The 15,896-nt window shown below is 59.2% G+C and carries 17 protein-coding genes; 8 read left to right on the forward strand and 9 right to left on the reverse strand.

The genetic code is table 11. From position 1 onward, the window contains the following. Positions 1-47: 47 nt before the first annotated feature. The 7 genes from AC13EY_RS13915 to rplM form a co-directional block, all read right to left on the reverse strand. Positions 48-455: a ClpXP protease specificity-enhancing factor gene (locus AC13EY_RS13915; protein ID WP_088274797.1), complete on the reverse strand. Its 408-nt coding sequence runs from the start codon at positions 453-455 to the stop codon at positions 48-50. A gap of 24 nt (positions 456-479) precedes the next feature. Further along, positions 480-1,115: a glutathione S-transferase N-terminal domain-containing protein gene (locus AC13EY_RS13920; RefSeq protein ID WP_088274795.1), complete on the reverse strand. Its 636-nt coding sequence runs from the start codon at positions 1,113-1,115 to the stop codon at positions 480-482. A gap of 158 nt (positions 1,116-1,273) precedes the next feature. After that, positions 1,274-2,062 (reverse strand): cytochrome c1, encoded by a 789-nt coding sequence (locus AC13EY_RS13925; protein ID WP_228245775.1) that lies wholly within the window; start codon positions 2,060-2,062, stop codon positions 1,274-1,276. Beyond that, the gene (locus AC13EY_RS13930; protein ID WP_088274791.1) at positions 2,062-3,285 is read right to left on the reverse strand and encodes a cytochrome b; all 1,224 of its coding nucleotides are present in this window, start codon (positions 3,283-3,285) and stop codon (positions 2,062-2,064) included. Before AC13EY_RS13930 ends, AC13EY_RS13925 begins: the two co-directional genes overlap by 1 nt. After that, on the reverse strand, positions 3,285-3,878 hold the full coding sequence (petA, locus tag AC13EY_RS13935) for a ubiquinol-cytochrome c reductase iron-sulfur subunit (protein ID WP_088274914.1): 594 nt from the start codon (positions 3,876-3,878) through the stop codon (positions 3,285-3,287). Before petA ends, AC13EY_RS13930 begins: the two co-directional genes overlap by 1 nt. Before the next feature lie 265 nt (positions 3,879-4,143). Then, positions 4,144-4,536, reverse strand: a complete 393-nt coding sequence (gene rpsI, locus AC13EY_RS13940; RefSeq protein WP_228245774.1) for a 30S ribosomal protein S9 — start codon at positions 4,534-4,536, stop codon at positions 4,144-4,146. 10 nt (positions 4,537-4,546) lie between these two features. Next, positions 4,547-4,975 carry a 50S ribosomal protein L13 gene (gene rplM, locus AC13EY_RS13945; protein WP_088274787.1) on the reverse strand — a complete coding sequence of 143 codons (429 nt, stop codon included), beginning with the start codon at positions 4,973-4,975 and terminating at the stop codon, positions 4,547-4,549. 264 nt (positions 4,976-5,239) lie between these two features. Here rplM and AC13EY_RS13950 point away from each other — a divergent pair, with 264 nt between their 5' ends. Next, positions 5,240-6,280 carry an NADP(H)-dependent aldo-keto reductase gene (locus AC13EY_RS13950; RefSeq protein WP_269687962.1) on the forward strand — a complete coding sequence of 347 codons (1,041 nt, stop codon included), beginning with the start codon at positions 5,240-5,242 and terminating at the stop codon, positions 6,278-6,280. 121 nt (positions 6,281-6,401) lie between these two features. Then, positions 6,402-7,418 (forward strand): GlxA family transcriptional regulator, encoded by a 1,017-nt coding sequence (locus AC13EY_RS13955; protein ID WP_228245772.1) that lies wholly within the window; start codon positions 6,402-6,404, stop codon positions 7,416-7,418. A gap of 1 nt (position 7,419) precedes the next feature. On the opposite strand, the gene zapE is transcribed toward AC13EY_RS13955, so the two are convergent. Both zapE and AC13EY_RS13965 read right to left on the reverse strand, forming a co-directional pair. Next, positions 7,420-8,511: a cell division protein ZapE gene (gene zapE / locus AC13EY_RS13960; RefSeq protein ID WP_228245771.1), complete on the reverse strand. Its 1,092-nt coding sequence runs from the start codon at positions 8,509-8,511 to the stop codon at positions 7,420-7,422. A 65-nt stretch (positions 8,512-8,576) separates the two neighbouring features. After that, positions 8,577-9,209, reverse strand: a complete 633-nt coding sequence (locus AC13EY_RS13965) for an alpha/beta hydrolase (protein WP_335598937.1) — start codon at positions 9,207-9,209, stop codon at positions 8,577-8,579. Positions 9,210-9,452: 243 nt separating this feature from the next. Here AC13EY_RS13965 and AC13EY_RS13970 point away from each other — a divergent pair, with 243 nt between their 5' ends. The 6 genes from AC13EY_RS13970 (at position 9,453) to AC13EY_RS13995 (ending at position 15,796) form a co-directional block, all read left to right on the forward strand. Further along, positions 9,453-9,914 (forward strand): Z-ring associated ZapG family protein, encoded by a 462-nt coding sequence (locus AC13EY_RS13970; protein ID WP_228245769.1) that lies wholly within the window; start codon positions 9,453-9,455, stop codon positions 9,912-9,914. Between the two features lie 39 nt (positions 9,915-9,953). Then, positions 9,954-11,087: an ABC transporter permease gene (locus AC13EY_RS13975; protein WP_482877474.1), complete on the forward strand. Its 1,134-nt coding sequence runs from the start codon at positions 9,954-9,956 to the stop codon at positions 11,085-11,087. Beyond that, complete coding sequence (locus AC13EY_RS13980; protein ID WP_482877476.1) at positions 11,084-11,875, forward strand: ABC transporter ATP-binding protein; 792 nt, start codon at positions 11,084-11,086, stop codon at positions 11,873-11,875. Before AC13EY_RS13975 ends, AC13EY_RS13980 begins: the two co-directional genes overlap by 4 nt. Positions 11,876-11,881: 6 nt before the next feature. Continuing rightward, complete coding sequence (locus AC13EY_RS13985) at positions 11,882-12,820, forward strand: MlaD family protein (RefSeq protein WP_482877478.1); 939 nt, start codon at positions 11,882-11,884, stop codon at positions 12,818-12,820. Then, positions 12,817-13,431, forward strand: a complete 615-nt coding sequence (locus tag AC13EY_RS13990; RefSeq protein WP_482877480.1) for an ABC-type transport auxiliary lipoprotein family protein — start codon at positions 12,817-12,819, stop codon at positions 13,429-13,431. The genes AC13EY_RS13985 and AC13EY_RS13990 overlap by 4 nt, the downstream gene beginning before the upstream one ends. A 151-nt stretch (positions 13,432-13,582) precedes the next feature. Next, positions 13,583-15,796 (forward strand): TonB-dependent siderophore receptor, encoded by a 2,214-nt coding sequence (locus AC13EY_RS13995; protein WP_269687968.1) that lies wholly within the window; start codon positions 13,583-13,585, stop codon positions 15,794-15,796. The last annotated feature ends 100 nt before the right edge of the window (positions 15,797-15,896 follow it).

The raw sequence follows: 15,896 nt of genomic DNA on the forward strand, positions 1-15,896 counted from the left end.
ATCATCAGCAGCCCACAAAAAAACCCGCAAAGCGGGTTTTTTTGTGGCTACTTGACGACCTTCAGCGACGGACGACCGCCACCCTCTGGCCGCGGCGGCTGTGGCGGCTGATCATCACCGTCAGCCTCATCCGGCGGCGGGGTACTGGGCTCCAGTTCGAACACCATACCCTGACCATTCTCCCGGGCGTAGATGGCCATAACCGCGCCCAACGGAATCCATACTTGCTGAGCGACCCCGCCAAAACGACCGTCAAAGCTGATCAGCTCGTTATCCATGTGCAATTCACGCACGGCACTTGGCGACAGATTCAGCACGATCTGCCCATCCTCGACAAACGCGGTCGGTACAGCCGTATCCGGGTACTCCGCATTGACCAGCATATACGGAGTGCACTGGTTATCCAGAATCCACTCATACAGGGCGCGCACCAGATAGGGGCGACTGGAACTCATTGCAACCACAGGCGCGTCCTCCAATCAGTTGGTCTTCATATCCCGCTCGGCCGCCGACAGACTGGCGATAAATCCCTCACGTTGGAAGATCCGCTCCATGTAGTCGAGCAACGGCTTGGCCTGCTTGGGCAACTCGACACCCAGCTCCGGCAAACGCCAGAGAATCGGGGCAATGCAGCAATCCACCAGACTGAACTCTTCACTCATGAAGAAAGGCATTTCGGCAAATACCGGAGCGACTCCGATCAGACTCTCGCGCAATTCCTTGCGGGCACGCGTTACCTCTGCAGCAGCGCTCTTCGGATCAACGATGACATCAACCAGACGGCACCAGTCACGCTGCACGCGATACATCAGCAGGCGACTATTGGCACGCGCGACAGGATAAACCGGCAACAATGGCGGGTGCGGGAAACGCTCGTCCAGGTACTCCATCATGATATTGGGCTCATACAGCACCAGATCACGATCAAGCAACGTGGGTACATTGTTATAGGGATTATTCTCGGCAAGCTCCTGCGGATGATCGCCAGGCTCAACGTTAATCACGTCAACGGTAACCCCCTTTTCTGCCAGCACAATCCTGACCCGGTGGCAGTAGTGATCCCGGGGGTCAGAGAAAAATGCCATGGAGGAACGCTTGTTGGCGGTTACGCCCATATGTAAACCCTCATCCTTATTCGGACTGCGGCAGGCGTCAAACTGACACCCAAAAGCACAAAGCGCGCAGTCAGGCTGCGCGCGCAGAGCGCCATTATACCCCAGAAACAAGTGCGCGCCCTCAAGGGGCGCGCACAGATCATCCAGACCTCAGAAGATCAATGGACATCTCGCCAGTATTCGCGTTTCAGCAGATACGCAAACACGAACAGGAAGGCCAGATACAGCAGCACGTACACACCGATGCGGTGACGCTCCAGCTTGATCGGGTCTGCCGAATAAGCCAGGAAGGTGACCAGGTTGCGCACAGTGGTATCGAACTCTTCTTCCGTCTGGGTACCGGTACCCGGAACCACCGTCAGAACGTCACACTGCTCCTGCTTCATGATCTCACCACTGAGGGTGTCGCGCATGACCTTGCCGCTGTCGTCCTTGACCGGCATGGCCTTGCAGCCGATCACCTGACGACCCTGCAGCTCAGCCAGCACGTTCGGCATACCGACATTCGGGAATACCTTGTTATTGGCACCCAGCGGACGAGCCGGGTCTTCATAGAAGGTACGCAGGTAGGTATACAGCCAGTCATTACCACGAACACGGGCAACCAGCGTCAGATCCGGCGGCGCAGCACCGAACCATTTCTTGGCATCCGCAGGACGCATGGCGTTCTTCATATGGTCACCGATCAGAGTACCTTCGGTGAACACCAGGTTATCGAGCATCAGCTGCTCAGGAATACCCAAGTCGGTAGCAACGCGCTCGTAACGCTGATACTGCGCAGAGTGGCAACCCATGCAGTAGTTAACGAAGGTGCGCGCGCCATCCTGCAGTGCGGCCTTGTCGGTCAGATCGATGTTGGCTTCATCCAGGTGGTAACCACTACCGCCAGCCGCGAAGGCTACGGTCGGCACCAGAGCGAACATCAGGGCAATAAGTTGTTTTTTCATTAGCCAGTAACCCTCTCCGGAACCGGTTTGGTCTTCTCCATCCGGGTGTAGAACGGCATCAGGATGAAGAAGGCGAAATACAGAACGGTACAAATCTGCGACAGCAATGTGCGACCGGGAGTGGACGGAATCGCGCCCAGCACACCCAGAATGACGAAGCATACGCAGAAGATGACCAGCCACAGCTTGCTCATCCAGCCTTTATAGCGAATGGAGCGAACCGGGCTACGGTCCAGCCAGGGCAGTACAAACAGGATTGCAATGGCAGCGCCCATCGCCAGAACACCCGGGAAGGCAGAGCCGGCAATCGAGGGAACCGCACGCAGAATCGCGTAGAACGGCGTGAAGTACCAGACCGGCGCAATGTGATCAGGCGTCTTCAGCTGGTTGGCGATTTCAAAGTTCGGCTTCTCGAGGAAATAGCCACCCATCTCCGGGAAGAAGAACACAATGGCACAGAACACGAACAGGAAGACCACAACACCGACAATGTCTTTAACGGTGTAGTACGGGTGGAAGGCGATGCCATCAAGCGGCTTGCCATTCTCGTCCTTGAACTTCTTGATATCGATACCGTCAGGGTTGTTGGAGCCCACTTCGTGCAGCGCGATGATGTGCAGCACAACCAGGCCCAGCAGAACGATCGGCAGCGCGATAACGTGCAGCGCGAAGAAGCGGTTCAGAGTGATACCGGAGATCAGGAAGTCGCCACGTACCCATTGCGCCAGATCCGGACCGATGAACGGAATCGCACCGAACAGGGAGATGATCACCTGAGCCCCCCAGTAGGACATCTGACCCCAAGGCAGCAGGTAACCCATGAAGGCTTCACCCATCAGCACCAGATAGATCAGCATACCGAACAGCCAGATCAGCTCACGCGGCTTCTGATAGGAGCCGTACATCAGGCCACGCAGCATGTGCAGATACACCACCACGAAGAACGCAGATGCGCCGGTCGAGTGCAGGTAACGCAGCAGCCAGCCGTATTCCACATCACGCATGATGTACTCAACGGAGGCAAAGGCACCGTCGGCGGAGGGCTCGTAGCTCATGGTCAGCCAGATACCGGTAACCAGCTGATTAACCAGCACCAGCATGGCCAGCGAGCCGAAAAAGTAGAAGAAGTTGAAGTTCTTGGGTGCGTAGTACTTGGTCAGGTGATCTTCCATCACCTGATTGACGGACATCCGCTCGTTCACCCATTGCATCAATTTATTCATCAGGCGCTCTCCTGATCCACGCCGATCACGATTACGTCATCAGACTCATATGAATAGGGCGGTACCGGAAGATTCAGGGGCGCAGGCTGGCCCTTGAAGACGCGACCGGACATGTCGTAGTGAGAGCCGTGGCAAGGGCAGAAGTACCCGCCTTTCCAGTCGGCACCCATGTCGGCAGCGGCCACTTCCGGCTTGAACAGCGGGGAGCAACCCAGGTGGGTACATACGCCCATCACTACCAGCAGCTCAGGCTTGATCGCGCGCGTCTTGCCATCCACATAAGCCGGCTGAACGGAAGCCTGGGAGTTGGGATCGGCAACCACCGAGTCCATCTCGTCCAGGACCGCAATGGCCTCAGGGGTCCGATGCGAAACAAACACGGGCTGACCGCGCCATTCGACAACGATCTGCTGACCCAGCTCGATCTTGCTGATATTCACCTTTACCGGCGCACCAGCCGCCTTGGCTCGGGCGCTGGGGAACCAAGCCCCCACGAAGGGGACTGCGGCCCCTACTGCTCCGGCGGCACCAACCACACTCGTGGCGGCCACCAGGAAGCGACGCCGGCCATTATTCACGCCGTCATTACTCATCCAGTCGTCTCCCATCAGCTAATTTCTGGACCTTTTCAGAAGGCCTTTTGAAGTGTTGAACAGCCTGCACAAAATGAAACCGATGGTAATGAAAAACCCCTTTTTTGACAAGGTGATATCCACTCCCAGCACGGCCGACACTATACCGAATTCGCGCCCAATCAGGGACTTGCATCTAACCATAGCAGGCGCGACACCTTGCCGCAGATACGAAAACGCCCGGCACTCCTTCCGGAGCCCGGGCGTTTTGCAGCGCAATACGAGATTAACGCTTGGAGTACTGCGGACGCTTACGCGCCTTGCGCAGACCGACTTTCTTACGCTCAACTTCACGAGCGTCACGGGTAACATAACCCGCCTTGCGCAGCGCACCGCGCAGGGTTTCGTCATACTCCATCAGAGCACGAGTGATGCCGTGACGGATGGCACCGGCCTGACCGGAGATACCGCCGCCGCTGACAGTCACATAGATGTCAAACTTCTCGGTACTCTCGGTCAGCTCGAGCGGCTGACGAACAACCATGCGAGCGGTTTCGCGACCGAAGAAGTTCTCCAGGCTGCGATTGTTGATAGAGATATTGCCAGAACCCGGACGCAGGAATACGCGAGCGGTGGCAGTTTTACGACGGCCAGTGCCGTAGTTTTGTGTCGCCGACATGGTGAACTCCTTAGATCTTCAGTTCTTGGGGCTGTTGTGCAGCATGCGGATGAGAAGCGCCTTTGTAGACCTTCATCTTCCGGTACATTGCACGACCCAGGGGGTTCTTGGGCAGCATGCCTTTGACAGCAGACTCGATAACACGCTCAGGAGCGCGCTGGATCAGCTTTTCAAAGTTGATGGACTTGATACCACCCGGGAAACCGGAGTGGCTGTAGTACATCTTGTCCTGAACCTTGTTACCGGTTACGTGAACTTTCTCGGCATTGATGATGACGATGTAGTCACCGGTATCAACGTGAGGGGTGTATTCGGGCTTGTGCTTGCCGCGCAGACGTGAAGCAACCTCGGTTGCCAGACGACCCAGAGTCAGACCACTGGCGTCGACGACGTACCAATCACGTTTTACGGTTTCAGGTTTTGCGCTGAAGGTTTTCATTAATCCTAGCCTCAGAGGCCGCTTTCAAAAGAAGACGGCAAATCTTACAGAGTGAAATGTGTTTTTACAAGACAACAAAGCCTAGAACAGACACTCAGTGGGGGCTGCGTGGGTCTGGGTGGCATCTGTGCTGTAAACAACAACGACAGGCTAGGCATCCTGTCGAAAGTGGCGGGCATTATGCCAACCAGCAAAAAAAATACAACCCTTATTTACCCTTATGATCAATAATGAAACGTCCTTTCGGCAATCAAGGAGCACTTCATGCAATACCGCCCTCTAGGCCGCAGCAACCTCAAGGTCAGCGCATTGTGCTTAGGCACCATGACCTGGGGCGAACAGAACACCCAGCAGGAAGCCTTTGCCCAGATTGACCGGGCTCGCGACGCTGGCGTCAACTTTATCGATACTGCCGAAATGTACCCGGTGCCGCCCAGGGCAGAAACCAGCGGCGCAACCGAAACCATCATTGGCAACTTCTTCCAGCAACGCGGTGAACGCGAGAAATGGATCCTTGCCAGCAAGATTACCGGCCCCGGCAACGGCATCAGCCATCTGCGCGGAGGCCGCACGCGCTTCACCCGCGAGCATATCAACCAGGCTATCGAGGGCAGCCTCAAGCGACTGCAGACAGACTACATCGACCTTTATCAACTGCACTGGCCAGACCGGCAGACCAACTTCTTCGGCCAGCTCGGCTACCGCCACAATCCGGACGACGAGCTGACCTCCTTTGAAGACACTCTGGAGGCGCTGGACGCTCTGATCAAGGCCGGCAAGGTGCGTCATATAGGACTGTCGAACGAAACCCCCTGGGGCGTCAGCCGCTTCCTGCATCTGGCGGAATCCCGCGGCTGGCCGCGCATGGTCTCGATCCAGAACCCCTATAACCTGCTCAACCGCACCTATGAAATCGGCCTGGCCGAGATGTCCATGCGCGAGCAGATCGGCCTGCTCGCCTACTCACCGCTCGCCTTCGGCGTGCTGACCGGCAAGTACCTCAACGGCCTGCGCCCGGAGAAGGCGCGCATCACCCTGTTCGAACGTTTTGTGCGCTACAGCAATCCGCAAGCCCAGAAAGCCTGCGCCCGCTATGTTCAGCTTGCCCGCGACCACGGTATGGACCCGGCACAAATGGCCCTGGCCTTCGTCACCCGCCAGCCGTTCGTGACCAGCAACATTATTGGCGCAACCAATATGGATCAGCTCAACCGCAACCTGAGCAGCATCAACATGGGCCTGACCGACAGCGTACTGAAGGCGATCTCCGAGATCCATCAGAGCCAGCCGAACCCGGCACCCTGATCCTGTTGCAGCCGCCCGCAAGGGCGGCCGCTACTTGACCCAAACGTCTCAAACGGTAGACACTGCCGACTCACGGCCATTTCGGCCATATCTGTCCGATTCAGCCTAAAACGACAACAAGATGCCAAAGCAACCGGCGGCAACACTGCGCCAGGTCGCCATTCTCGCGACCGACTTCACCGTTACTTCGACCCTGGCCCAGGCTCGGGATGTCTTTTACATGGCCAGCCTGAATACCGGCCGCCAACTTGGTCAGGGGCTGACACCCGGATTTGAGGTACTGACGGTAACACCCGACGGTCAGCCGGTTACCGGCTTCAGTCACGACCCGATCCATGCCGAAGCCAGCATCCATGACGTCACGCCACAGCTGATCATTCTGCCCTCGTTCTGGGCCGATTTTGACCAACTGCACGGGCAGTACCCCGAGGTCGCCCCCTGGCTGCAACAGCAAAGTCAGGCAGGAGCCCTGATCGGCGCCGTTGCCCTGGGTGCATTCTGGCCGGCTTCAGCCGGCCTGCTCGACGGTCGGGAGGCAACCACTTACTGGCGCTTTCACGACGAATACCAGCGGCGCTTCCCGGCGGTGGACCTGCAGCGCGACAAACACCTGACCGACGCAGGGGGCGTACTCTGCGCCGCCGGAATCAGCTCGGCAAGAGACCTGTTCGTGCACCTTGCGGAGCGACTGTGCAGCCCTGAGGTATCGCGCACGCTGGCCCGCGACGCGTTTTACGAAGTACAGCGCAACTACACGCCCGGCGTAATCGGATTTGGCGGCCAGAAGATGCATCACGATCTGCCGATCCTGCAAATTCAGCAGTGGCTGGAACAGCACTTTGCGGAGAAGTTTCGCTTCGAGGATGTAGCCAGCCGTCACGGCATGAGTATTCGCAACTTCATGCGCCGCTTTCACCAGGCTACCGGGGACAAGCCGCTGCACTACCTGCAGCGGCTACGAATCGAAATGGCAAAAACCCTGCTGGTTACCAGCAGTCAGAGCATCAAGACCATCAGCTACGAAATCGGCTACGACGACGCCAGCTTCTTTGCCCGCCTGTTCAGGCAGCATACCGGCATGTCACCCAACCAGTACCGTCGAGCCTATCTGCAGGGCAGCCGCGAACCGGCAGCCTGAATCAGGGTTTGTGCGGACGCGCAAGAAACTCGTGTGACTGCATTTCCAGCAGACGGCTCAGCGTACGCTGGAACTCGAAATCCAGACGTCCGCCGGAATAGAGATCCTTGAGCGGCACTTCGGCAGACAGAATCAGCTTGACGTTACGGTCATAGAACTCGTCGACCAGGTTGATGAAGCGACGCGCCATGTCATCCTTGGCAGCCCCCATCTGTTCAACATTGGAAATCAGCACCGCGTGGAAGATGCGGCCCAGCTCAATGTAGTCGTTCTGGCTACGCGGGCCATCGCACAGCTCACGAAACTCGAACCAGGCGACATCCTCACAGACCCGCACCGACTTGATCGGGCGATTCTCGATGATCAGCTCCTCGGCCTCGACAACTTCATTGATATCGGGCACCAGACTGTCGAAGCTGCGCTTCAGGCTGCCATAGGCGTCGCAATCCAGCGGGTAGTGATACAGCTCCGCCTGCTCAAGTGCACGCAGACGGTAGTCGACGCCGTTGTCCACATTGACCACATCGGTGTGGCGATTGAGCAGGGCAATGGCAGGCAGAAAACGCGCTCGCTGCAGGCCATCCTTGTACAAGCCGTCGGGCACGATGTTGGAGGTTGCCACCAGCGTCACGCCCTGGGCGAACAACTCTTCCATCAAACTGCCCAGAATCATGGCATCGGTAATGTCGGAAACAAAGAACTCGTCAAAACAGATGACGCGCGCCTCGCTGGCAAACTGCGCCGCGATCAGCTTCAGCGGATTCTTTTCGCCCTTCAAGCCCTTGAGCTCGTGATGCACTCGCTGCATGAAACGGTGAAAATGCGTGCGCATCTTGCGCTCGAAGGGCAGCGCATCAAAAAAGGTATCGACCAGATAGGTCTTGCCGCGCCCTACGCCACCCCAGAAATACAGGCCCTTGACCGGTTCCGGCTTGCGCTTGCGAAACCGCCCGAAAAACCCTGTGCGCTCGTTTTCGCTGCGAATCAGATCATCGAATAGCCGCTGCAGATGCTGAACCGCACGCTCCTGAGCAGGGTCGTGAAAGAAGTCGGGGCGCTGAAGATCGGCCTTGTATCGTTCAAGGGGAGACATGCACGCAATACCAGTAGGGACATCGAAGGGAGCGATACTCTAACGCCAGCATCGCCCCTTGGCAATCAAGCCTGATCCGTCAGAACCCGCTCCACTTCGGCTTTAAGCGGCACCAACTTGCCGTGAAAGAAGTGCCCGGTGCCAGCAAAACGGACAACCTCAGCCCCGAGCTCGTCGGCGAAGGCTGCATAAACAGCCTCAGGCGCGACCACGTCATCGTCCTCGCCCATCATGACGCTGACCGGCCCTGCCAGCGGCTTGAGCGCGGCGAAATCCTGCTTTTCAACCGACGGTGCGACCAACACCAGACGCTCGGGCCATTGGGCCAGTCGCGTCGCCGCCGCGGCGGCGACGAAGCCGCCAAAGGAGAACCCCATCAGCCACAGACGCGATACGCCCTCATGCTGCAGGACCCAGTCAATCACCGCCAGGCAGTCATCTACCTCGCCAATACCATAGTCGTGCTGGCCGGCACTGGCGCCCACGCCGCGAAAATTGAAACGCAGGGTACTGGCCCCCAGATCCCGAGCCGTGCGCATCAGGGTGTGCACTACCTTGTTGTGCATGGTCCCGCCCTGCACGGGGTTGGGATGACAGATCACTGCCAGAAGTCCGGGCACATCGCCACGGGTCAGCAGCGCCTCAAGAGGACCACACGGCCCTTCGATAACAATTGACTCTTCACTCGCTCTGGACATGACCGACTCCGTGACTACTGCGTGGGCTGGGGCGTCGCATCAGCGGAACCAGAGGGTGCTGCGACACTCAAACGCCGTATTCTGAACCCTGCCTGACAACACTGACAAGTTGCCTGCCCCCCACCATCGTTTAGGTGCAAATGCCCTAGCCTTGGCCGGCAAATGTCGTTACCGTAACCACATGGTTCGGACAGGCAGCACCCGCTGGACTGATAGCACCAACCTAAAGATGAGGGACCCAAGGTGGAAGCAAGCGAAAACCTGTGGATTGCAGCAGCCATTGCACTGGCAGTGGGCGTCGTCGTCGGCATCGTGCTGGCGCAGGTATCCCGGCGCGTCAGCGGCGGCAGTAACAGCAGCGCGCAGGCCCAACTGGAGAGCCTGCAACTGCGTTTTGAAGAGTATCAGCAGGAAGTGGCAGCCCACTTCAAGACCACCGCCACCCTGGCCAGCCGCCTGAATCGCAGCTATCAGGACATTCAGGAACACCTTACCCATGGCGCCGTTGAGCTGGCACCGGACGATATGACGCGTCAGCGTCTGCTGGCCGCGCTCGATCAGGATGCCGGTATCGTGCACAGCTCGTCTCGCTCCCAGGCAGAACCGGCATTCGACACCCTTGAGCCTCCGCGCGACTATGCGCCCAAGGACGCCGCCAGCCCGGGCACCCTGTCCGAAGACTTCGGCATCAAGCGCAAGCCATGACCCCCGAGCCTGCGCTTCCCAGCGGCGCAGGCATCCCCAATGCCCGATACATCTCCCTTTATTCGCCTACCGGACGCCCAGCGCGACAGCCTTTGTCTGAGCGGCGACTGGACCCTGGCCAATTACGCCGAGCTTCGCAGCCTGATCGCCGCCCTGCCGGGTGATGCGGTAAAGCAGGCGCGGATTGACCTCAGCGGCATCGCTCACATCGACACCGCAGGCGCGCAGTTGATCTGCGACATGCTTGGCGTCGACCGGCTGCAACAGGTGCTGAGTGGGGATACCGGCCTGAACCGGGAACGTCAGACACTGCTTGCCCGTATTGCAACGACCTGTCCACAGGGCCCCGATCCGGAGCAGGCAGGCGCAAATCCGCTGATTGAAATGCTCGAGCGCATCGGTGTCAGCATGGGACAGCACTGGGCTCACGTCATCGAGCTGCTGGGGTTTATCGGCCTGACCCTGAGCGGACTGTTCAGCAGCCTGTTCCGTCCGCGCAGCTGGCGTCCTACCGCCATCGCGGTACAGATTGAACAGACCGGGCTAAATGCGGTGCCGATCGTCGCCCTGCTGACGTTCATGGTCGGCGCGGTCATCGCCTTCCTCGGCGCCACCGTCTTGCAGACCTTCGGCGCCAGCATTTACACCGTAGACCTGGTGGCATTTTCCTTCCTGCGCGAATTCGGCGTGCTGCTGACCGCGATACTGATGGCAGGCCGCACCGCCAGCGCGTTCACCGCACAGATCGGCTCGATGAAATCCAATGAAGAGATCGACGCGATTCGCGCCCTCGGTCTCAACCCGCTTGAACTGCTGGTGTTGCCACGGGTCATCGCCCTGCTGATTACCCTGCCGGCGCTGACCTTCATCGCCATGCTATCGGGCCTGCTGGGTGGCGCGATGGTCTGCGCCTTCACGCTGGACATCTCGCCGCTCATGTTTATCAATCTGCTGCATGACGATGTCGGCGTGCGGCACTTTTTGCTGGGCATGGCCAAGGCGCCGGTATTTGCCTTTCTGGTCGCCATCATTGGCTGTCTTGAGGGCTTCAAGGTCTCGGGCAGCGCCGAGTCGGTCGGAGAACACACCACCTCCAGCGTGGTGCAATGCATCTTTGTGGTCATCCTGGTCGACGCCCTGGCTGCCCTGTTCTACATGGAGATGGGATGGTGAGCACTCAATCAGCCAAACCCATCGTCGAGGTGCGTGGTCTGGTCAATCGCTTCGGCAAGCAGACCGTGCACGACAACCTCGACCTCGACATCATGCCCCGGGAAGTACTTGGCGTGGTCGGCGGCTCCGGTACCGGCAAGTCGGTGTTGCTGCGCTCGATCGTCGGCCTGCGCCGTCCCAACGCCGGATCGGTCAAGGTATTTGGTCAGGACCTGCAAACCCTGTCGGAGGAACAGCGCTCCTTGCAGGAGCGGCGCTTCGGGGTGCTGTTCCAGTCCGGCGCGCTGTTTTCCTCGCTGACCGTGGCCGAAAATATAGCCCTGCCGCTGGTTGAGCATATCGGCCTGAGCCGCCGCGACGCCGACCACCTGGCTCGCATGAAAGTGCTGCTGACAGGGCTGCCAGCGGAGGCTGCCGACAAATATCCATCCATGCTGTCGGGCGGCATGGTCAAGCGTGCCGCACTGGCCCGTGCGCTGGCACTGGACCCTGACATCCTGTTTCTCGACGAGCCCACCGCGGGTCTCGACCCCATTGGTGCAGCCGCGTTTGACCAGTTGATTCGCACCCTGTGTGATGCGCTGGGGCTGAGTGTGTTTCTGGTTACCCACGACCTCGATACCCTCTACGCCATCTGTGACCGGGTCGCGGTGCTGTCCCAGAAGCGCGTCCTGATCGCCGACACCCTGGAGCGCGTTGCCCAGACCGACGACACCTGGGTACAAGACTACTTCCACGGTCCGCGCGGACGTGCCGCCGCGTACCAACACCTTGCAGCAGAAGAGTAAAGAGCCATGGAAACACGTGCCAACCATGTGTTGATCGGTTTGTTCACCGTGCTCTCGGCGCTGGCAGCCATCGTCTTTGCGATCTGGCTGAGCAACTCGAGCACCGCGGATGACCAGCGTTACTACACCGTTGTCTTCAAGCAGTCGGTCACAGGTCTGTCACGCGGCAGCGCGGTGCAGTTCAGCGGTATCCGTATTGGCGAGATCACCGAGCTGGGGCTTGATGCCGACGATCCGCGCATTGTACGTGCGCGCATCCGCATCGACTCCAGTGTCCCGATCACCCGGGCAACCAAGGCACGGCTGTCCTTCACCGGCATTACCGGTACCTCGGTGATCGAACTGACGCACAACGACCCTGACAGCCCGCCGCTGACAGCCGCGAAAGGGCAGGATCCGATCATCGACGCCATCCCGTCCCCTATCTCCGCCCTGCTCGCCAACGGCGAAGACCTGATGACCAATATCAACAAGCTGATCGTCAGCGCCCGCAAGGTGCTGTCCGAGGAAAACGTCAACAGTTTCAGCATGACGCTTGAAGGTCTCAATCAGGCAACTCACAGCATTGCCAACCCCGACGGTAATGTGCAGCAGTTGCTGGCAGAACTGCGCGCTACCAGCAAGGCAGCGACCGAAACCCTGGAGCGAAGCAACCAGATGATCGCGCGCACCGACCAGCTGCTCAGCAAGGATGGCGCCGCCACCCTCGCAAGCGCCCGTCAGGCCATGGACTCCATAGCCGAAACCAGTAGCCAGCTTGAACAGATCCTCAGCGAAAACCGCAACGCACTGAGCAGCGGAGCCCAGGGCCTGGGTCAGCTTGACCCGGCGCTCAACGATCTGCGCAATACCCTGGCCGACCTCAGATTACTCAGCCGCCGCCTGCAGGACGATCCAGCCCGCTTCCTGCTCGGCCGCGAAGCGCAACAGGAGTTCACCCCATGACCCGTATCCGCCTGGCCGCCGGACTGCTCGGACTGACGCTGATGTCAGCCTGCTCGGTGCTACCCGAGAGCGAGCCGCTGACCACCTATCAACTGCCTGCACCTCGGCTGGCCACGAGCAGTCAGCCTCCGCTGCCCCAGTCGCTGCGCATCATTACACCGGCCGCCAGCTACGCGCTGCAGACCCCAAGGATCATGGTGACGCCTGAGGGCAACACCCTGACCAGTTACCAGGGTGCGCGCTGGACCGACCCCAATCCCGTTCTGCTGCGTGAACATCTGGTGCAGGCGTTCCAGCAAAGTGGCAGCTTCAAAAGCGTCAGCACCGAGGTTCATGCGCTGCAGACCGACATCCAGCTCTACAGCGACCTGCGCCAGTTCCAGACGCTATACCGGGGCGACAGTGTCAGTGCCATCATCGAGCTGGATGCCAAGCTGGTTGATCCCGGCTCGCGCGGCGTCATTGCCAGCCGTCACTTCCGCGTCAGTCAACCGCTGACCGACACCGCCGTGCCCGCCGTGGTCGACGGCCTCAGCAGTGCCGCCGATACCCTGGCCCAACAGCTGCTCGACTGGAGCCGCGCCACCCTGCGGCAAGATCAAGCGCAGTAATCCCGGACCGCGGGCGCCTTGGCGGCGCTCGCAGACCAACCCTCCCCACTTCGCAGCAACCCAAGGCAGCCAGTCTTTGCGTTCCGCTCAATATGTAAATACAATGCGAACGATTCTCATAATCACTAGCATATAAAAAGGAGCGCGTTACATGCCGACCACTACCTCCCCATGTCAGCAAACCTCCCGGGGAATTCGCCCGCTGACGCTGGCAATTCATCTTCTTGTCGCCGGCTCAGCCGTCACTGTTCTTCCGGTCGCTGCGCAGACCGCCAGCGAAGAAGACGTGCTGCTGGCACCAATCAGCGTCACCGGCCAGGGGCAACGCAGCACAACTACCGAGGGCACCGGCGCCTACACCGCAGAAGCTGCGCGTACCGCAACACCTTTGACTCTCTCCCTGCGCGAGACCCCCCAATCGGTTACCGTGGTCACCCAGCAGCAGATTGAAGATCAGAATCTGCAAACCATTCTGGATGTCGTAAACAACACCGTCGGTGTATCGGTCAACCGCTACGAGACCAGTCGCGCCCAGTTCAACGCCCGCGGTTTCGACATCAACGCCCTGATGATCGATGGCGTGCCGACTATCTGGGAGCAGCCGTGGAGCTCCGGCGAGATCTTCAGCAGCCTGGCCATGTATGACCGCGTCGAGGTGGTACGCGGCGCCAACGGCCTGATGGCCGGCGTGGGCGATCCGTCCGCCTCACTGAATATGGCGCGAAAGCGCGCAAACAGCACCTATCTGACAGGGTCTGTGGAAGTCAGCGGCGGTACCTGGGATACCTGGGGAACCCTCGGAGATGTGTCCTTCGCAGTAAACGAGGCCGGCACTGTGCGCGCCCGTCTGGTCGGCGAATATAACGATGGTGACAGCTGGATCGACTTGCACAGCAACCAGCGCGAAACCCTTTACGGCACCATGGACATCGACCTCACCGAGAACACAACACTGTGGTTTGGTCTGAGCCGCCAGGAAAATAATTCCGACTCGCCCATCTGGGGTGGCCTTCCGGTATGGTATGCAGACGGCTCACGCACCGACTGGAATCGCTCTAAAACCACCTCTGCAGACTGGAGCAAGTGGGACAGCAGCTACGAGACCCGCTTCATCAATCTCGATCACCGCTTCGGTAATGACTGGCAGCTGAATCTCAGCTATACACGGGGTGAACGCAACGCCGAATCCCGCCTGCTGTACCTCTCCGGCAACCCGGACAGGACAGGCGCCGAACCGATGAGCAGCTTCCCCGCCATATACGAAACCCGGACGGTGCAGGATGACTACAGTATTCGTCTGGATGGTCCGATCACGCTGTTTGAACGCGAGCATGACCTTGCCTTCGGCTATATCCACAGTGAGCAGAAGTTCGACGCCGACACCCGACAAGCCCTGACCGGTTACGGCGGCGTCGCCGACTTTGACAGCTATGACGGTGATTTCCCGGAACCGGTCTGGGGCAACCTGATCACCTACGGTTACGGTGACGTTACTCAGCACGGACTTTACGCAGCCACCCGCCTGAACATCACCGACGATCTGAAGGTGATTCTGGGCGCACGGGACAGCAACTACGAGAAAGAAGCTGACGATATCTATTCAGCGGTCAGCAAAACCGACGTCAACCACGAGCTGACACCCTACGCCGGCGTCGTCTACGACCTGACTGACAGCGTGTCGGCCTACGCCAGCTACACCGATATCTTCCTGCCCCAGTCCGAGCGCGATGCCAACGGCCAGCAGATCGAACCGATTGTGGGCAAGAGTTATGAGCTGGGTTTGAAAAGCGAGCTGTTCGACGGCCGGTTGAACGCCTCCGCCGCCATCTTCAAGATCGAACAGGACAACCTTGCTGTCAGCACCGGGGTAGTGATTCCGGGCAGTCCGACTGGCGAACTTGCCTATGAAGCCAGCGAAGGCGCTACCAGCAAGGGTTTCGAACTGGAGATGTCTGGCGAGCTGACGCCCGGCTGGAACATAGGCGCTGGCTATACCCAGTTTGAAGTCGAAGACGCTGACGGCAAAGCCGTCAACACCCTGTACCCGACAAAATTGCTGCGCACCTTCACCACTTACCGCTTCTCGGGTGACTGGAATCGCTTGACCATTGGCGGCGGTGTCAACTGGCAGGACAGTATCTATACCTATGCAACCAACCCCGACGATCAACTGGAGAAAATCGAGCAGGACGCCTACGCACTGGTCAACCTGATGGCGCGCTACGACATCACCGACAACCTGTCGGCGCAACTAAACGCCAACAATGTTACCGATGAAAAGTACTTCGACATCTTCGACGCCTATGGCGCATTGACCTACGGTGCTCCGCGCAGCGTGACAGCAACGGCCAAGTACCGTTTCTGACCGTCCTTGCCTCCCCCGGTCATCCGGGGGAGGCAATCGCAAGACGCCGCAGGCGCGCCTTATGCCGACCCTCGGCCATTGGCTGCGTACACGCGCTATG

The sequence above is a fragment of the Halopseudomonas sp. L-58 genome, assembly GCF_056859475.1.